This window comes from Citrobacter sp. Cpo147 (assembly GCF_030332405.1).
GTDB classification, from domain to species: Bacteria; Pseudomonadota; Gammaproteobacteria; order Enterobacterales; family Enterobacteriaceae; genus Citrobacter; species Citrobacter portucalensis.
Map to the genome: position 1 here is coordinate 43,155 of NZ_JAOWHX010000034.1, position 18,370 is coordinate 61,524.

At 53.0% G+C, this 18,370-nt stretch carries 19 protein-coding genes and 1 other annotated feature; of the genes, 11 read left to right on the forward strand and 8 right to left on the reverse strand.

Translation table 11 applies throughout. The features are described from left to right. Positions 1-22: 22 nt before the first annotated feature. From mnmE to OGY06_RS23330, 6 genes are all read right to left on the reverse strand, one after another. Positions 23-1,387, reverse strand: coding sequence for a tRNA uridine-5-carboxymethylaminomethyl(34) synthesis GTPase MnmE (gene mnmE / locus OGY06_RS15560; protein ID WP_003827056.1), 1,365 nt, complete (start codon positions 1,385-1,387; stop codon positions 23-25). Positions 1,388-1,492: 105 nt separating this feature from the next. Further along, positions 1,493-3,139 carry a membrane protein insertase YidC gene (yidC, locus tag OGY06_RS15565; protein ID WP_003827058.1) on the reverse strand — a complete coding sequence of 549 codons (1,647 nt, stop codon included), beginning with the start codon at positions 3,137-3,139 and terminating at the stop codon, positions 1,493-1,495. Between the two features lie 2 nt (positions 3,140-3,141). Further along, positions 3,142-3,399 carry a membrane protein insertion efficiency factor YidD gene (gene yidD, locus OGY06_RS15570; protein WP_003023846.1) on the reverse strand — a complete coding sequence of 86 codons (258 nt, stop codon included), beginning with the start codon at positions 3,397-3,399 and terminating at the stop codon, positions 3,142-3,144. Next, positions 3,363-3,722, reverse strand: a complete 360-nt coding sequence (rnpA, locus tag OGY06_RS15575; protein ID WP_003844432.1) for a ribonuclease P protein component — start codon at positions 3,720-3,722, stop codon at positions 3,363-3,365. Before rnpA ends, yidD begins: the two co-directional genes overlap by 37 nt. A 17-nt stretch (positions 3,723-3,739) precedes the next feature. Then, the gene (rpmH, locus tag OGY06_RS15580; protein WP_003023858.1) at positions 3,740-3,880 is read right to left on the reverse strand and encodes a 50S ribosomal protein L34; all 141 of its coding nucleotides are present in this window, start codon (positions 3,878-3,880) and stop codon (positions 3,740-3,742) included. A gap of 228 nt (positions 3,881-4,108) precedes the next feature. Continuing rightward, positions 4,109-4,264: a hypothetical protein gene (locus OGY06_RS23330; protein ID WP_418219453.1), complete on the reverse strand. Its 156-nt coding sequence runs from the start codon at positions 4,262-4,264 to the stop codon at positions 4,109-4,111. Between the two features lie 222 nt (positions 4,265-4,486). Between OGY06_RS23330 and dnaA the strand changes: the two genes are divergently transcribed. From dnaA to yidA, 5 genes are all read left to right on the forward strand, one after another. After that, positions 4,487-5,890, forward strand: a complete 1,404-nt coding sequence (gene dnaA / locus OGY06_RS15585) for a chromosomal replication initiator protein DnaA (protein ID WP_003827078.1) — start codon at positions 4,487-4,489, stop codon at positions 5,888-5,890. A gap of 4 nt (positions 5,891-5,894) precedes the next feature. Continuing rightward, the gene (gene dnaN, locus OGY06_RS15590) at positions 5,895-6,995 is read left to right on the forward strand and encodes a DNA polymerase III subunit beta (RefSeq protein ID WP_003023863.1); all 1,101 of its coding nucleotides are present in this window, start codon (positions 5,895-5,897) and stop codon (positions 6,993-6,995) included. 138 nt (positions 6,996-7,133) lie between these two features. Further along, positions 7,134-8,207 (forward strand): DNA replication/repair protein RecF, encoded by a 1,074-nt coding sequence (gene recF, locus OGY06_RS15595; protein ID WP_063941195.1) that lies wholly within the window; start codon positions 7,134-7,136, stop codon positions 8,205-8,207. Between the two features lie 28 nt (positions 8,208-8,235). Next, positions 8,236-10,650 carry a DNA topoisomerase (ATP-hydrolyzing) subunit B gene (gene gyrB, locus OGY06_RS15600; protein ID WP_008786542.1) on the forward strand — a complete coding sequence of 805 codons (2,415 nt, stop codon included), beginning with the start codon at positions 8,236-8,238 and terminating at the stop codon, positions 10,648-10,650. A gap of 209 nt (positions 10,651-10,859) precedes the next feature. Beyond that, positions 10,860-11,672, forward strand: a complete 813-nt coding sequence (gene yidA / locus OGY06_RS15605; protein ID WP_286605652.1) for a sugar-phosphatase — start codon at positions 10,860-10,862, stop codon at positions 11,670-11,672. Between the two features lie 4 nt (positions 11,673-11,676). Here yidA and cbrA read toward each other — a convergent pair whose 3' ends face one another. Further along, positions 11,677-12,795: a colicin M resistance lipid reductase CbrA gene (cbrA, locus tag OGY06_RS15610; RefSeq protein ID WP_191222005.1), complete on the reverse strand. Its 1,119-nt coding sequence runs from the start codon at positions 12,793-12,795 to the stop codon at positions 11,677-11,679. Positions 12,796-12,894: 99 nt separating this feature from the next. On the opposite strand from cbrA, the gene OGY06_RS15615 reads away from it, so the two are divergent. Continuing rightward, complete coding sequence (locus OGY06_RS15615; protein WP_191222006.1) at positions 12,895-14,121, forward strand: YidR family protein; 1,227 nt, start codon at positions 12,895-12,897, stop codon at positions 14,119-14,121. 1 nt (position 14,122) lies between these two features. Here the strand turns inward: OGY06_RS15615 and OGY06_RS15620 are convergent, their stop codons facing one another. Then, positions 14,123-14,455: a YceK/YidQ family lipoprotein gene (locus OGY06_RS15620; RefSeq protein ID WP_164084788.1), complete on the reverse strand. Its 333-nt coding sequence runs from the start codon at positions 14,453-14,455 to the stop codon at positions 14,123-14,125. Between the two features lie 238 nt (positions 14,456-14,693). Beyond that, positions 14,694-14,765: a sequence feature (ROSE (Repression Of Heat Shock gene Expression) occurs in the 5'-region of heat shock genes and acts as an RNA thermometer to modulate expression.), on the forward strand. Between OGY06_RS15620 and ibpA the strand changes: the two genes are divergently transcribed. The 5 genes from ibpA to OGY06_RS15645 all read left to right on the forward strand — a co-directional run bounded on the left by ibpA (position 14,759) and on the right by OGY06_RS15645 (position 18,363). Then, positions 14,759-15,172, forward strand: a complete 414-nt coding sequence (ibpA, locus tag OGY06_RS15625) for a small heat shock chaperone IbpA (protein WP_003023882.1) — start codon at positions 14,759-14,761, stop codon at positions 15,170-15,172. Its footprint overlaps the feature before it by 7 nt. Positions 15,173-15,264: 92 nt before the next feature. Further along, positions 15,265-15,693: a small heat shock chaperone IbpB gene (ibpB, locus tag OGY06_RS15630; RefSeq protein ID WP_003827096.1), complete on the forward strand. Its 429-nt coding sequence runs from the start codon at positions 15,265-15,267 to the stop codon at positions 15,691-15,693. A gap of 123 nt (positions 15,694-15,816) precedes the next feature. Beyond that, the gene (locus OGY06_RS15635) at positions 15,817-17,478 is read left to right on the forward strand and encodes a putative transporter (protein WP_003827099.1); all 1,662 of its coding nucleotides are present in this window, start codon (positions 15,817-15,819) and stop codon (positions 17,476-17,478) included. A gap of 185 nt (positions 17,479-17,663) precedes the next feature. Next, a complete protein-coding gene (locus tag OGY06_RS15640; protein ID WP_286586474.1) occupies positions 17,664-18,011 on the forward strand; it encodes a YidH family protein in 348 nt (115 codons plus the stop codon). Further along, a complete protein-coding gene (locus OGY06_RS15645) occupies positions 18,001-18,363 on the forward strand; it encodes a DUF202 domain-containing protein (RefSeq protein WP_003827101.1) in 363 nt (120 codons plus the stop codon). Before OGY06_RS15640 ends, OGY06_RS15645 begins: the two co-directional genes overlap by 11 nt. Positions 18,364-18,370 lie beyond the last annotated feature (7 nt).

The window sequence follows — 18,370 nt, forward strand, 5'->3', positions numbered from 1 at the left end:
CGCGTCACCGGGCAACACAACGTTACTTACCAATACAGAAGCTGGAGAAAATCCGTCCCAGCAGATCGTCGGAGGTAAATTCTCCGGTGATCTCACTGAGGTTCTGCTGCGCCAGGCGTAGCTCCTCAGCCAGCAATTCTCCGGCCCATGCTCCGAGCAGTTGGGATTTTCCTTGTTCGAGATGCTCCGCCGCTTCTGCCAGCGCCTGCAGGTGACGACGACGGGCCAGGAAGCCGCCTTCCATATTGGTTTCAAAGCCCATGCTCTGTTTGAGATGATTACGCAGTACGTCAACGCCTTCACCGGTACGCGCAGAGAGGCGAACCAGTGAGTGGCCATTTACTTCGCTAAGGCCCAGCGTCTCACCGGTAATATCCGCTTTGTTACGCACCACGGTGATCGGCAGCTTGGCTGGCAGACGGGCAATAAAGTCTGGCCAGATATCTGCCGGGTCCACGGCGTCGGTGGTGGTGCCATCCACCATAAACAGCACGCGGTCGGCCTGTTCAATTTCCTGCCAGGCACGTTCGATACCGATGCGTTCAACTTCGTCGCTGGCATCGCGCAAACCGGCGGTGTCGATGATGTGTAGCGGCATGCCGTCGATATGAATATGCTCACGCAGCACGTCGCGGGTAGTCCCGGCGATATCGGTGACAATGGCCGCCTCACGGCCAGCCAGCGCGTTCAGCAGGCTTGATTTCCCGGCATTTGGCCGACCGGCAATCACCACCTTCATCCCTTCGCGCAGCAGGCTGCCCTGACGCGCTTCCGCACGCACGGCATCAAGATCGCTGATAACGCTGTTGAGTTGCGCTTCAATCTTGCCGTCAGACAGGAAGTCGATTTCTTCATCCGGGAAGTCGATCGCTGCTTCAACATAGATGCGCAGGTGAGTGAGCGCTTCCACAAGATGATTTACCCGTGCGGAAAATGCGCCCTGCAACGAGTTCAGCGCCGAGCGAGCGGCTTGCTCTGAGCTGGCATCGATCAGGTCGGCAATCGCCTCTGCCTGGGCTAAATCGAGCTTATCATTGAGAAACGCTCGCTCGGAGAATTCACCCGGTCTGGCAATGCGCAGCCCGGGAATGGTCAGAATACGTTTGAGCAGCAGGTCAAGAATCACCGGACCGCCGTGGCCCTGAAGCTCTAAAACGTCTTCACCGGTAAAGGAGTTTGGGCCGGGGAACCACAAGGCAATCCCCTGATCCAGCGCGCTGCCATCCGCGTCTTTGAACGGCAGATAATCGGCATAACGCGGTTTGGGCAGTTTCCCAAGTACGGTTTCTGCGACCTCACGCGCTTTCAGGCCGGAGATACGCAGGATACCCACGCCACCACGTCCCGGTGGGGTGGCCTGAGCGACGATGGTGTCGTTATGGCTCATGGTTTGTCTCTTCTTAATGCAATAAAAAAGGCGGTCTAATGACCGCCCTTTACTTTATGTTCCGTTTGCCGGATGGCGGCTTCGCCTAATCCGGCCTACACCGAATCAGGAGTTTTTCTTCTCGCGGCTATGCAGGCCACGTTTCTCCAGACCACGGTAAATCAGCTGCTGCTGAATAATGGTTACCAGGTTGCTGACGATATAGTACAGCACCAGACCTGACGGGAACCACAGGAAGAACACGGTGAAGATGACCGGCATGAAGGTCATGATCTTCTGCTGCATCGGGTCGGTTACGGTGGTCGGAGACATCTTCTGAATGAAGAACATCGTCACGCCCATCAGAATCGGCAGGATGTAGTATGGGTCCTGTGCAGACAGGTCATGGATCCACAGGGCGAACGGCGCATGACGCAGTTCAATGGAGCCCATCAGCATGTAGTACAACGCCAGGAAGATTGGCATCTGGATGATCAGCGGGAAGCAGCCGCCCAGCGGGTTTACCTTCTCAGCTTTGTACAGGGCCATCATTTCCTGGCTCTGACGCTGTTTGTCATCGCCCAGACGTTCACGCATAGCCTGAATCTTCGGCTGCAGCATACGCATCTTCGCCATGGATGTGTACTGCGCTTTGGTCAGCGGGTACATGATGCCACGAACGATAAAGGTGATAACGATGATGGAGAAGCCCCAGTTACCCAGGAAGCTATGGATCCACTTCAGCAGTTTAAACAGCGGCTGAGAAATGAACCACAACCAGCCGTAATCCACGGTCAGATCCAGGTGCGGTGCAACGGCCGCCATTTTATCCTGAATTTCCGGGCCGACCCACAGGGTGCTGGTCATCGCGCCAGTCTGGCCAGGCTGTACCAGTACCGGCTGTGATTTATAGCCGATAGCGGCAATGCCGTTACCCAGGTTAGCGGTATAGAAGTTGTTGGTGCCGTCGTTACGCGGAACCCATGCCGTTGCGAAATACTGTTGCAGCATTGCGACCCAGCCGTCTTTAGCATTGACGTTCAGGTTTTCGTTTTCAGCAATGGTGTCGAATTTGTATTTCTCATACTTCTCATCCGGCGTGGAGTACGCCGCGCCACGGAAGGTGTGCAGCGCAAAGTTGCTGCTACCGGTGTCACGATGAGATGGCAGATTGATGGATTGCTTCAGCTGACCAAAGGTGGAGATTTCCAGCGGTTTTTCGCCGGCGTTCTGCACGCTGTAGTTAACGTTGACAGCATATTCACCACGCTTAAGAACAAACGTTTTAGTGAATGTGTTACCCGCTGCGTCAGTATAGGTCATCGGGATCTGCAGTTCGTTCTGACCGTCAGCCAGTACAAACGCGTCTTTATCGACGTTGTACAGCGGACGCGGGCCGTTAGCCGGGTTATCCGGGCCGTCACGACCTGTCAGGCCACTTTGTGCCTGGTAGATGAACTGTGGCGTAGTTTCCAGTAACTGGAACGGTTCGGTAGAACCGAGTTCTTTCGGGTAAGCTGGCAGTGAAGCCTGTTCCACATCACCACCACGGGTGTTGATGGTCAGATCAAGCACGTCAGTTTTAACCGTAATCAGTTTCCCCTGGCCACTGGCCGGTACGCCCTGGTCTGCGGCGCTACCCGCTGCGGTGGTCGTTGTCTGCGTGGTCTGTTGGGCCTGAGGTTGCGGGTTTTTATCCTGCTCCCAGGCTTGCCAGATCATGAAAGACACGAACAGCAAAGCGATGACTAAAAGATTGCGTTGCGAATCCATCGTTAGTGTTCTCTGGTATCAAATGGTCCGGGCGGGACGGGATCGTCACCACCAGGGTGTAAAGGGTGGCATTTTAATACGCGTTTCACCGTCAACCAACTGCCTTTTATCACTCCAAACCTGCGCAATGCCTCAATTCCGTAGCTCGAACAGGTTGGAGTGAAACGGCAATGCGGCCCAAGCAGCGGACTGATCAGGCGTTGATAGACCCGAATGAGGGCTATCAGGACCCGCGAGCCAGGCGACAATGGCGACGCCATAATTTTTCCAACGCTTCCGAGAGAGCACGGTTATCGAGGTCAGCAACCCCTTTTTTCGCCACCACCACGAAATCCATTGCTGGAAGCTCGTGCTGACGTAAACGGAAGCTTTCACGCGTCAGACGTTTAATCCGATTGCGTTCATGCGCACGCTTAACATTTTTCTTGGCGACTGTAAGACCGATACGGGGATGCCCCAGCGAATTCAGGCGGCCGAGGATGGTGATTTGCGGCGTGCCAGCCCGTTGTGGCTGCTGGAAGACGAATGTGAAATGAGTGGGAGTTAACAAACGTAACTCCCTGGGAAATGCGAGCTTAACCACTCAGGGGCTAGCTTTTATTACTTAGAAACGGTCAGACGAGAACGGCCTTTAGCACGACGACGTGCCAGAACCTGACGACCATTTTTATTAGCCATACGAGCACGGAAGCCGTGAGAACGGTTGCGCTTCAGTACAGACGGTTGAAAAGTGCGTTTCATGGCGATTTCTACCTAAACTTGAATAAATTCACTGACTTTTGCGTATACCCGAACGAATTTCGAACGACTTACGCCACAGTGTGGGTGATTAAAGAGGCCGGATTGTAATAATTGTACACTCCGGAGTCAATTCTCTTTCCTTATTTCCCGCTTTTTTCCGCATGGTTTCGCGTAAAAAACAGGCAGCGTTGACGCCGTAAGGCGACCGTTACTCGCTGGGGGTAAGAATTATACGGGCTGGTGGATAAAGCGCAAGGATCGCTCGGGATCTTTATTAGATCGTTTAAGCAGTAAAGCATCTTTACTCATTAATTTTTTCAATATGCGCGCTAAAACCTGCAGCACTTCTCCAGGATCGTTTACACTTAGCCGATTCTGGATCATCCTGTGGATAAATCGGGAAGAATCTGTGAGAAACAGAAGATCTCTTTCTCAGTTTACGCTATGATCCGCGGTCCTGATCGTTTCAATGGATCCTGATCGGGTAAAAATTGCAGATAGCAATTCGCACGTCACCCTTTGCATAGGGTCTTGTCGATGTGCGTCAACAATCATGAATGTTTCAGCCTTTGTCATTTATCGACTTTTGTTCGAGTGGAGTCCGCCGTGTCACTTTCGCTTTGGCAGCAGTGTCTTGCCCGATTGCAGGATGAGTTACCAGCCACAGAGTTCAGTATGTGGATACGCCCGTTGCAGGCGGAACTGAGCGATAACACGCTGGCTTTGTATGCGCCAAACCGTTTCGTGCTCGATTGGGTAAGGGATAAATACCTTAATAATATTAATGGATTACTCAATAATTTCTGTGGCGCGGATGCCCCACAGCTGCGCTTTGAAGTCGGCACTAAACCCGTCACGCAAACGCTGAAAACGCCGGTCAACAACGTTGTTGCGCCCGCCCACGTGGCTCAGCAAGTGCAACCGCAACGTGCTGCTCCGGCGGCGCGTCCAGGCTGGGATAACGTCCCGGCTCCGGCAGAACCTACCTATCGTTCTAACGTCAACGTCAAACACACGTTTGATAACTTCGTTGAAGGTAAATCTAACCAACTGGCGCGCGCGGCGGCACGTCAGGTGGCGGACAATCCTGGCGGCGCCTACAATCCGTTATTCCTTTATGGCGGTACGGGTCTGGGTAAAACCCACCTGCTGCACGCTGTCGGTAACGGCATTATGGCGCGTAAGCCAAACGCCAAAGTGGTGTATATGCACTCCGAGCGATTTGTGCAGGATATGGTCAAAGCCCTGCAAAACAACGCGATCGAAGAGTTTAAACGCTACTACCGTTCCGTTGACGCGCTGCTGATTGACGATATCCAATTCTTCGCGAATAAAGAGCGATCGCAGGAAGAGTTTTTCCACACCTTTAACGCCCTGCTGGAAGGCAATCAGCAGATCATCCTGACCTCGGATCGCTATCCGAAGGAGATCAACGGCGTTGAAGATCGTCTGAAATCCCGCTTTGGCTGGGGACTGACTGTCGCGATCGAACCGCCTGAACTGGAAACGCGTGTTGCGATCCTGATGAAAAAAGCCGACGAAAACGACATTCGTCTGCCAGGTGAAGTAGCGTTCTTTATTGCCAAGCGTCTACGCTCTAACGTACGTGAGCTGGAAGGCGCACTGAACCGCGTGATCGCCAACGCCAATTTTACCGGCCGGGCGATTACTATCGATTTCGTGCGCGAAGCGCTGCGCGATCTGCTGGCTTTGCAGGAAAAGCTGGTCACCATCGACAATATTCAGAAGACGGTGGCGGAGTATTACAAAATCAAAATTGCGGATCTGCTTTCTAAGCGTCGATCTCGCTCGGTAGCTCGCCCGCGCCAGATGGCGATGGCGCTGGCAAAAGAGCTCACTAACCACAGTTTGCCGGAAATCGGCGACGCGTTTGGTGGGCGTGACCATACTACCGTGCTTCATGCCTGCCGGAAGATTGAGCAGTTGCGTGAAGAAAGCCATGATATTAAAGAAGATTTCTCCAATTTAATCAGAACATTATCTTCGTGACGCTATGAAATTTACCGTTGAACGTGAACATTTATTAAAACCGCTTCAGCAGGTCAGCGGCCCGCTGGGTGGACGTCCTACACTGCCTATTCTCGGAAACCTGCTGCTGCAGGTTGCTGACGGCACGCTTTCGCTGACCGGTACCGATCTCGAAATGGAGATGGTGGCGCGCGTGGCGCTGATCCAGCCTCATGAACCTGGTGCTACCACCGTTCCGGCGCGTAAATTCTTCGATATTTGCCGTGGATTGCCGGAAGGCGCGGAAATTGCCGTTCAACTGGAAGGCGACCGTATGCTGGTGCGTTCTGGCCGCAGCCGTTTCTCGCTGTCTACGCTGCCTGCCGCCGACTTCCCGAATCTGGACGACTGGCAGAGCGAAGTCGAATTCACCCTGCCGCAGGCGACGATGAAGCGCCTGATTGAAGCCACGCAGTTTTCGATGGCGCATCAGGACGTACGTTACTACTTAAACGGCATGCTGTTTGAAACCGAAGGGGAAGAGCTGCGCACCGTGGCGACCGACGGCCACCGCCTGGCGGTCTGTTCAATGCCTGTTGGTCAACCGTTGCCAAGCCATTCGGTGATCGTACCGCGTAAAGGCGTGATTGAACTGATGCGTATGCTCGACGGCGGCGATAACCCGCTGCGCGTGCAGATTGGCAGCAACAACATTCGTGCGCACGTTGGTGATTTCATCTTCACCTCCAAGCTGGTTGATGGCCGTTTCCCGGATTATCGCCGCGTATTGCCGAAGAACCCGGACAAACATCTGGAAGCCGGTTGCGATATCCTCAAACAGGCGTTTGCGCGTGCGGCGATCCTCTCGAACGAGAAATTCCGCGGCGTGCGTCTGTATGTCAGCGAAAACCAGCTCAAAATCACCGCCAACAACCCGGAACAGGAAGAAGCAGAAGAAATTCTGGATGTCTCCTATCCTGGTACAGAACTGGAAATCGGCTTTAACGTGAGCTACGTACTGGACGTTCTGAACGCGCTGAAGTGCGAGAACGTACGTATTCTGCTGACCGATTCCGTATCGAGCGTACAGATTGAAGATGCGGCCAGCCAATCCGCAGCCTATGTCGTCATGCCTATGCGCTTGTAAAGAATATCGGGCTATCTTACTTGTTATTCTGGCTCCGGGCAGTGCTCGCAATCCTCACGTACTTCAGTACGCTCCGGTTGCTGTGCGCTGGCCGTAACCAGACTAACTGCGACGATAACGCCCAGGTTATGAGTTGATATGTCGCTATCCCGACTGCTAATCAAAGATTTCCGCAATATTGAAAGCGCGGATCTCGCTTTATCCCCCGGCTTTAACTTCCTGGTTGGCGCGAATGGCAGCGGCAAAACCAGCGTACTGGAAGCTATCTATACGCTCGGCCACGGTCGGGCGTTTCGCAGTTTGCAGATTGGCCGCGTGATTCGCCACGAGCAGGAGTCGTTTGTTTTACACGGGCGCTTGCAGGGTGAAGAACGTGAGACGTCGATTGGCCTGACGAAAGACAAACTGGGCGACAGCAAAGTGCGCATTGACGGCACTGACGGGCACAAGGTCGCAGAACTGGCGCACCTGATGCCGATGCAGCTGATCACGCCTGAGGGGTTTACTTTACTCAATGGCGGCCCCAAATACAGAAGAGCATTCCTTGACTGGGGATGTTTTCACAATGAAGTCGGATTTTTCACCGCCTGGAGCAACCTGAAGCGACTGCTCAAGCAGCGCAATGCAGCGCTGCGCCAGGTGAGTCGTTATGAGCAACTGCGCCCGTGGGATAAAGAACTGATCCCACTGGCGGAACAAATCAGCACCTGGCGCGCGGAGTACAGCGCCGGTATCGCGCAGGATATGGCGGATACCTGCCAGCAGTTTCTTCCCGAGTTTTCGCTCTCCTTCTCATTCCAGCGCGGCTGGGAGAAAGAGACTGATTATGCCGAAGTGCTGGAACGCAGTTTTGAACGCGATCGCATGTTGACCTACACTGCGCACGGCCCGCATAAGGCGGATTTCCGCATTCGCGCCGACGGTGCGCCGGTGGAAGATACGTTGTCGCGTGGGCAGCTAAAGCTGCTGATGTGCGCCTTACGTCTGGCGCAAGGGGAGTTCCTGACCCGTGAAAGCGGGCGGCGCTGCCTGTACCTGATAGATGATTTTGCCTCTGAACTGGATGACGCGCGTCGCGGACTGCTGGCCAGCCGCTTAAAAGCCACGCAATCTCAGGTCTTTGTCAGCGCAATAAGCGCTGAACACGTTATAGACATGTCCGATGAAAATTCGAAGATGTTTACCGTGGAAAAGGGTAAAATAACGGATTAACCCAAGATAAAATGAGCGAGAAACGTTGATGTCGAATTCTTATGACTCCTCCAGTATCAAAGTCCTGAAAGGACTGGATGCGGTGCGTAAGCGCCCGGGTATGTATATCGGCGACACGGATGACGGCACCGGTCTGCACCACATGGTATTCGAGGTGGTAGATAACGCTATCGACGAAGCGCTCGCGGGTCACTGTAAAGATATCGTGGTAACGATTCACGCTGACAACTCCGTGTCCGTTACCGATGATGGCCGTGGTATCCCAACCGGTATTCACCCGGAAGAGGGCGTTTCGGCAGCGGAAGTTATCATGACCGTTTTGCACGCAGGCGGTAAATTCGATGATAACTCCTATAAAGTTTCCGGCGGTCTGCACGGCGTGGGGGTTTCCGTCGTTAACGCCCTGTCACAGAAGCTGGAACTGGTGATTCGTCGTGAAGGCAAAGTGCATCAGCAAACTTACGTGCACGGTGTGCCGCAGGCGCCGCTGGCAGTAACTGGCGAAACAGAACTGACGGGAACTCAGGTCCGTTTCTGGCCAAGCCACGAAACCTTTACCAATGTTGTTGAATTTGAATACGACATTCTGGCGAAACGTCTGCGTGAGCTGTCATTCCTGAACTCCGGCGTCTCTATTCGTCTGCGCGACAAGCGTGACGGCAAAGAAGACCATTTCCACTACGAAGGTGGCATCAAGGCGTTTGTTGAATACCTCAACAAAAACAAAACGCCGATCCACCCGAATATCTTCTATTTCTCCACCGAAAAAGACGGTATCGGCGTTGAAGTTGCGCTGCAGTGGAACGATGGTTTCCAGGAAAACATCTACTGCTTCACCAACAACATTCCACAGCGTGACGGCGGTACTCACCTTGCAGGCTTCCGTGCGGCGATGACCCGTACCCTGAACGCCTACATGGACAAAGAAGGCTACAGTAAAAAAGCGAAAGTCAGCGCTACCGGTGACGATGCCCGTGAAGGCCTGATTGCCGTTGTTTCCGTGAAAGTACCGGATCCGAAGTTCTCCTCACAGACCAAAGACAAGCTGGTCTCCTCTGAGGTGAAATCGGCGGTAGAACAGCAGATGAACGAACTGCTGAGCGAATATCTGCTGGAAAACCCGTCTGACGCGAAAATCGTTGTCGGCAAAATTATTGATGCTGCGCGTGCTCGTGAAGCTGCACGTCGTGCGCGTGAAATGACCCGTCGTAAAGGCGCGCTGGACTTAGCCGGTCTGCCGGGCAAGCTGGCGGACTGTCAGGAACGTGACCCGGCGCTGTCCGAACTGTACCTTGTGGAAGGGGACTCCGCGGGCGGTTCTGCGAAGCAGGGCCGTAACCGTAAAAACCAGGCGATTCTGCCGCTGAAGGGTAAAATCCTCAACGTCGAGAAAGCGCGCTTTGACAAGATGCTCTCCTCTCAGGAAGTCGCGACGCTGATCACCGCGCTCGGCTGTGGCATCGGTCGTGACGAGTACAACCCGGACAAACTGCGTTATCACAGCATCATCATCATGACCGATGCCGACGTCGACGGCTCGCACATTCGTACGCTACTGTTGACCTTCTTCTATCGTCAGATGCCGGAAATCGTTGAACGCGGCCACGTTTACATTGCACAGCCACCGCTGTACAAAGTGAAAAAAGGCAAGCAGGAACAGTACATTAAAGATGACGAAGCGATGGATCAGTATCAGATCTCTATCGCTCTGGATGGCGCAACGCTGCACACCAACGCTAGCGCACCAGCCCTTTCCGGTGAGTCGTTAGAGAAACTGGTTTCTGAATACAACGCGACGCAGAAAATGATTGGCCGTATGGAACGTCGTTTCCCGAAAGCGCTGCTGAAAGAGCTGGTTTATCAACCGACGCTGCCAGAAGCCGATCTGGCTGATGAAGCGAAAGTTACGGCCTGGGTTTCCCAGTTGGTTAACGTGCTTAATGAAAACGAAATGCACGGCAGCACCTGGAATAGCTTCGTGCGTAAAGACGCTGAACTGAACCTGTTCGAACCGGTGATCCGGGTGCGTACCCACGGTGTCGATACTGACTATCCATTGGAGCATGAATTTGTGACCGGTGGCGAGTACCATCGTATTTGTACGCTTGGCGAGAAGCTGCGTGGGCTGATCGAAGACGATGCGTTTATCGAACGTGGCGAGCGTCGCCAGCCGGTTGCCAGCTTTGAGCAGGCGCTGGAATGGCTGCAGAAAGAGTCTCGTCGTGGCCTCGCTATCCAGCGATATAAAGGTCTGGGCGAGATGAACCCGGAACAGCTGTGGGAAACCACCATGGATCCGGAAAGCCGTCGTATGCTGCGCGTTACCGTGAAGGATGCGATTGCTGCCGACCAGCTGTTCACCACGCTGATGGGCGATGCCGTTGAACCGCGTCGCGCATTTATCGAAGAAAACGCCCTGAAAGCGGCGAACATCGATATTTAAGCCAATCTGTAGGCCGGATAAGGCGGTTTACGCCGCTATCCGGCAAGACGTTGTATTGTGCCTGATGGCGCGTTGCTTATCAGGCCTACAAACGACAACCAATCTACAAAAGGGGAATCTCGATTCCCCTTTCTATCCCCCTTTTCGTAGCTGTTTTTTGAGCGGAATCGCGTTAGCATGAGGACGGACTCATTTAATCCGGGGAACTCATGGCTATCAAACTTATTGCTATCGACATGGATGGCACACTTCTGCTGCCCGATCACACCATTTCACCTGCGGTCAAAACGGCGATTGCCGCGGCGCGCGCGCGTGGCGTGAATGTGGTACTGACCACGGGACGCCCGTATGCCGGCGTTCACAGCTATCTGAAAGAACTACATATGGAACAACCCGGTGACTACTGCATTACCTACAACGGTGCGCTGGTGCAGAAAGCAGGGGATGGCAGTACCGTGGCGCAAACCGCGCTGAGCTATGATGATTATCTTTACCTGGAGCAGCTCTCCCGGGAAGTCGGCTCGCATTTCCACGCCCTCGATCGCAATACGCTGTATACCGCGAACCGTGATATCAGCTACTACACGGTGCACGAATCGTTTGTCGCGACCATCCCGCTAGTGTTCTGTGAAGCCGAGAAAATGGATCCCGCAACCCAGTTCCTGAAAGTGATGATGATTGACGAGCCGGAGATCCTCGATAAAGCTATCTCTCGTCTACCTGCGGAAGTAAAAGAGAAGTACACCGTGCTGAAAAGTGCGCCGTATTTCCTCGAAATCCTCGATAAACGCGTCAATAAAGGGACGGGCGTAAAATCGCTGGCCGATGCGTTAGGCATTAAAGCCGAAGAGGTGATGGCGATTGGCGATCAGGAAAACGACATCGCGATGATTGAATACGCAGGTGTGGGCGTTGCCATGGACAACGCTATTCCATCAGTCAAAGAAATCGCCAACTTCGTGACCAAATCCAATCTTGAAGATGGCGTCGCGTACGCCATAGAGAAGTTTGCACTGAATTAAGATGTTATGGGCAAATGCTTCGTCGTATTTGCCCCGTTTCAGCCATGATTTGTGGTGCTGAATGGTCTCCCTGGGGAATATGCGCAACGCCGCTGCGCATAATCCATTTACGGGAAAATGCCGACGTAAGGGCCTGGCTTTTCAGGATTTTGCCATACAGTTTGAGTCGTAACTTGCGGGTGGCTTTACGGTAAGCGTGATTCATATCTGGCGTATCCCGCAGCAGTACCGATTTGAGGATCTCCGCGCTGTCCAGCGCATAGCTAATCCCTTCCAGCGAGCTGGCGCTGATAAAACCGGCCGCTTCACCAATCAAAAATGCGTTGTCCTCGCCGCAGACGAAGTCTTTCCAGCGTGAGGGGAATAGCACCGTACATTTTTCACTTTTCACCGGTTTGCCGAACTGGAAATGGAACGCTTCCAGCTTCTCTTTCAGCGCGTCAAAGCGTGCCTGTCCGTCCTTCATGGGGTAGGCGCCACCAAAGATAAAATAGCCATCTTTGCTGATACTCCAGGAATAACAGTCAGTTGCATCGTTATCAAAAATACAGGAATAGAACGGTACGGGATGCTTTTCCGCAAACCATTGTTGAATCGCGACATATTTACGGATTTGGTGCTGTGGATAGAGATGACGGCGCACCAGTGAGTTCGCACCGTCTGCCCCCACCAGATAACGTGCAGTGATCTGCTGCTCCCAACCGTCGGCGCGGAAGATAACATGCCATTTATCGCCCTCGCGCCAGATTTTCCGGCACAGGCTGTCGTGATACACCTGCACATCATCAGGGATGAGAGATTTAAGCCATAAATCAAAAGCATGGCGGTTGATATTAATGTAGCTGCGCTGGTAGTTACGCGTCAAAGAAGCGGCAACATCAACCGTTTTAACGCTAAAAATCTGCGGGTTGGCGATAACATCAACGGGTAAGGTTATCCCGTCGCGGATAAACGAACGCTGGGCGTCCGGGGCCAGCAGACCGCCGCAGGGTTTAGTGAAACCTTCGTTACCGCACTGGCGTTTTTTATCCAACGCAATCACGCGCATTTTTCCGCTTAACTGTCGCGCCAGCGCTGCGCCTGCCGGACCTAAACCGATAATCGCTACGTCAAAATGTTCCATCTTTCTGTCCGCAAAAATGAAGATGGCGATACGCTAAAGCCTGAAAGTGAAGTGCTTGTGAAGTATGATTGTTTTAATCGTCTTGTATCAGGGCATCCCATGAAGCAAATCACCTTTACGCCGCGTAATCATCAGCTTACCAATATCAACACCTGGACACCGGACAGCCAGTGGCTGGTCTTTGATGTGCGCCCTTCCGGCGCTTCCTTTACCGGTGAAACAATTGAGCGCGTCAATATCCATACTGGCGAGCTGGAGGTGATTTACCGGGCTACTCAGGGATCGCACGTTGGCGTGGTGACCGTTCATCCAAAGTCGGAAAAATATGTATTCATTCACGGGCCTGAAAATCCTGATGAAACATGGTATTACGACTTCCATCATCGCCGTGGGGTGATTGTTACGCAGGTTGGGGTGGAGAATCTGGATGCAATGGATATTACTGCGCCCTATACGCCAGGTGCGCTGCGCGGCGGGAGTCATGTGCATGTCTTTAGCCCAAACGGTGAGTTTGTCAGTTTCACCTATAACGACCATGTTCTGCATGAGCGCTCTCCGGCGCTCGATTTACGCAACGTCGGTGTGGCTGCACCGTATGGTCCGGTGAATGTCTCCGCGCAGCATCCCCGTGAATACAGCGGTAGCTACTGGTGTGTGCTGGTGAGCCAGACGACACCAACGCCAAAACCGGGTAGCGATGAGATTAACCGCGCCTATGAAGAGGGCTGGGTTGGAGAAAACAGGCTGGCGTTTATCGGTGATACGCTATCAGCCACTGGCGAGAAAGTACCGGAGCTGTTTATTGTTGATTTGCCACAGGATGAAAGCGGCTGGAAACAGCCGGGGGACGCGCCTCTGGAGGGGACTGACATGACTATGCCTGCGCCGCCATCCGGTATTCGCCAACGCCGTCTGACGTTTACCCATGAGCGCGCCTTTCCGGGGCTGGTGAATCAGCCTCGCCACTGGGTACGCAGTAATCCAAAGGCATCTGAGATTGCGTTTTTAATGCGTGATGACAACGGTATTGTGCAGCTATGGCTGATTTCCCCACAGGGCGGATCGCTGCGTCAGCTTACCCAGTGCGCTACGAATATTCAGTCAGCCTTTAACTGGCACCCATCGGGGAAATGGCTGGGATTTGTACTGGAGAACAGAATTGCCTGTTGTGATGTTCAAACGGGCGAAATTGATTTTTTAACGGAACGTCATGATAACCCGCCGTCGGCCGATGCAATCGTCTTCTCCCCTGATGGTCGACAGGTTGCGTGGATGGAAGACGTCGAGGGTTTCCGCCAGCTGTGGGTGACTGAAACCGGGCGTTAATTTATGGAGCAGACATTTCTGCCGGGGGAATAACGGCGTTCGTGGCCTGGGTTCTCTCCTCGCTCTTTTCTACGCGGGATCTCACCGAGTTATCTTTGCGAAAGAGATCCCAAGGTAGCAATACCGTATCGAGCACCGCGGTAAAAGGCATATCCAGAATCGCCAGCGACTTGGTTCCCCAGTTCGTATCACTTTCGCTAATCATTGTGGCACTGGCTCGCGTGCCAGGATACGTCCCTTCTTTGCCACCTGTATGTGACATGATGCTGGAACAGCCGCTTACAAACACCATCCCACTACACATCGTCAGTGTTACCAACATTTTTTTAATCATCATTTATTCATCTGTATTTATCGTGTTTGCATGGTGAGTTAAAGCGATCCGTTGCGAAAATAACATCACCATTTCGTCGCACTGTGGCGGCCATCGCGATTTAACGAGAACAACTGCTCCCCCCAGTGTATGCAATAGACAACAAACTGCAAAAAAAGTCAGATGAATACGCTTGAAAAGTTTGTATTAAGACCCATTTTTAGTATGTAGACAAATGAAGGGCATGCCTGATGGGTGTCCTGGCTACCTGACCTGTCCATGATGGAAGGTCAATATTCTCGCTGATTTCAGGAGCTATTGATTATGCGTAACTTTGATTTATCCCCGCTGTACCGTTCTGCTATTGGTTTTGACCGTCTGTTTAACCTGCTGGAAAACAATCAGGGCCAGAGCAATGGCGGCTACCCTCCGTACAACGTTGAGCTGGTAGACGAAAACCATTACCGCATTGCAATTGCCGTTGCCGGTTTTGCTGAAAGCGAACTGGAAATTACTGCCCAGGACAATCTGCTGGTGGTAAAAGGCGCCCATGCGGACGATCAAAAAGAACGTACTTACCTGTATCAGGGTATTGCCGAGCGCAACTTTGAACGCAAGTTCCAGTTAGCGGAGAACATTCATGTTCGCGGCGCAAACCTGGTAAATGGTCTGCTGTATATCGATCTTGAGCGCGTGATTCCTGAAGCGAACAAACCGCGCCGCATCGAAATCAACTAATTCTGTAGGCCGCTTCAGGCGGCCTTGCTAAGTCATCGGCTTGCCGTCAGGGAGCCGAAAGGTACCTACTCGCTTCTTAGAAGGAGATTATTATGCGTAACTACGATTTATCCCCGCTGCTGCGTCAATGGATCGGTTTTGACAAACTGGCCAATGCCTTGCAAAACACCGGTGAAAGCCAGAGCTTCCCGCCTTATAACATCGAAAAGAGCGATGATAACCACTACCGCATTACCCTTGCGTTAGCCGGTTTCCGCCAGGAAGATCTGGATATTCAACTGGAAGGCACGCGCCTGACAGTGAAAGGTACGCCGCAGCAGCCGGAAAAAGAGACCAAATGGTTGCATCAGGGACTGGTCACTCAGCCGTTCAGCCTGAGCTTTACGCTGGCTGAAAATATGGAGGTCTCCGGCGCAAGCTTCACTAACGGCTTGCTGCATATTGATTTGACCCGGAATGAACCTGAAACCATTGCTCCACAACGTATCGCCATCAGCGAACGTCCCGCATTAGATAGTTAAATAGCTCCATGCCTTTGCCCCGCCAGAAATGACGGGGCTTTTTTGTGCTTTACCACCCATACATTGCGACTGTACTCTGCGAGAATCCATTTACTTAATGATGTTATTCACAGGGAACAGGATATGAGTGATATAGCATTGACGGTCAGCGTTCTGGCATTGGTGGCAGTTGTCGGGTTATGGATCGGCAACATAAAAATACGTGGTGTGGGTTTTGGCATTGGAGGTGTGCTGTTCGGCGGCATTATTGTCGGGCATTTTGTCGATCAGGCAGGGATGACCCTGAGCGGCGACATGCTGCATTTTATTCAGGAATTTGGCCTGATTCTTTTCGTCTACACCATCGGTATTCAGGTGGGGCCGGGCTTTTTTGCTTCTCTGCGCGTTTCGGGCCTGCGGCTGAATCTGTTTGCTGTGCTGATTGTCATCATGGGTGGCCTGGTCACCGCGATCCTGCATAAGATTTTTGCCATTCCTCTCCCTGTGGTGCTGGGAATATTCTCTGGAGCGGTCACCAATACCCCGGCGTTAGGTGCGGGGCAGCAAATTCTGCGCGATTTGGGTACGCCTGGCGATGTGGTTGACCAGATGGGGATGAGCTATGCCATGGCTTATCCTTTCGGCATTTGCGGAATTTTACTCACCATGTGGCTGATGCGCCTTATTTTCCGCGTTAACGTCGATGCTGAAGCCCAGCAGCATGAATCCACGTTAACCAATGGGCACGCACTGATTCAGACGATGAACATCCGCGTGGAAAACCCAAACATCAACAATATGGCGATTCAGGATGTCCCGATTCTGAACAGCGACAAAATTATCTGCTCGCGTCTGAAACGTGACGAGACATTGATGGTGCCGTCGCCAGGGACAGTTATCCAGTTGGGCGACCTGCTCCACCTGGTCGGGCAGCCTGCTGACCTGCATAACGCGCAGGTGGTGATTGGGCAGGAGGTGGATACATCGCTGTCTACGCGAGGTACCGATTTACGCGTCGAACGCGTGGTGGTGACTAACGAGCAGGTGCTGGGTAAACGTATCCGTGACCTGCACTTTAAAGAACGTTACGACGTGGTGATTTCCCGCCTGAACCGTGCGGGTGTTGAGCTGGTAGCCAGCAGTGACGCCAGCCTGCAATTCGGGGATATCCTCAATCTGGTGGGGCGCCCTTCGTCTATTGATGCCGTTGCCAATGTTGTGGGTAACGCGCAGCAAAAACTGCAGCAAGTGCAGATGCTGCCGGTATTTATCGGTATCGGGCTGGGTGTTCTACTGGGTTCAATTCCGCTGTTCATCCCAGGGTTTCCGGTGGCGTTAAAACTGGGTCTGGCCGGTGGGCCGCTGATTATGGCCTTGATCCTGGGGCGTATTGGCAGCATTGGTAAGCTGTACTGGTTTATGCCTCCCAGTGCTAACCTGGCGCTGCGAGAGTTGGGTATCGTGCTGTTTCTCGCGGTAGTTGGTCTGAAGTCAGGCGGTGATTTTGTCGATACTCTGACGCAGGGCGATGGCCTGAGCTGGGTGGGGTACGGTATTTTCATTACTGCGATTCCGCTGATTACCGTGGGTTTGTTAGCTCGTCTATTTGTCAAAATGAACTATCTGACGCTGTGCGGCATGCTGGCTGGCTCAATGACCGATCCCCCGGCTCTGGCGTTTGCTAATAACCTGCATGCTACCAGCGGGGCGGCAGCGCTCTCCTACGCCACCGTTTATCCGCTGGTTATGTTCCTGAGGATTATCACGCCACAGCTGCTGGCGGTGATCTTCTGGGGATTAGGTTAAAACTGACTTATCCGGCCTGCATCTCCTGTAGGCCGGATAAAACGCAACTCACCATCCGGCATTACAAACACCCTCTCTCTTTCCCATTGTCTCATCACCCGACTCGCCCTCTCGTTTGAGAATCAGGTTCATACTCCTTAACTGTTCCGGTATAACGACCAGACAACAATATTTAAGGAGCTGTCATGAAGATTTCTCGCCTTGGAGAAGCACCGGATTATCGCTTCTCACTGGCAAATGAGCGTACTTTTCTGGCGTGGATCCGCACCGCGCTCGGATTTCTGGCGGCGGGGGTTGGCCTTGATCAACTGGCCCCGGATTTTGCCACGCCGGTCATCCGTGAGGCGCTTGCCTTGTTGCTGTGTCTGTTTGCCGGCGGTCTGGCGATCTACGGCTACCTGCGCTGGCTACGTAATGAAAAGGCGATGCGACTGAAAGAGGACTTGCCCTACACCCACAGCCTGCTGATTATCAGCGTCATGCTGACTATTGTGGCGGTGATTGTCATAACGCTGGTGCTGTATGCCGGATAGCCGCAAATCGCGACGCATCGCTGACCCGGGGTTACAACCGGAGCGGACTTCACTTGCCTGGTTTCGCACGTTGTTGGGCTATGGCGCGTTAATGGCGCTGGCGATTAAGCACAACTGGCACCAGGCGGGAGTGCTGTTCTGGATATCGGTAGTTGTGCTGGTGATAGTGGCGATTATCCTCTGGCGCTACACCCGCAGCCGTAATCTGATGGATGTGAGTCATAGCGATTTTTCTGAATCTCGCGCGGTGCGTGACAAATTTATGATCTCCCTCGCGGTGTTATCCCTCGCAATGCTGTTTGCTGTAACGCATGTTCGCCAACTTATCGTATTTATCGGGAATTTTGCATGACAGGATG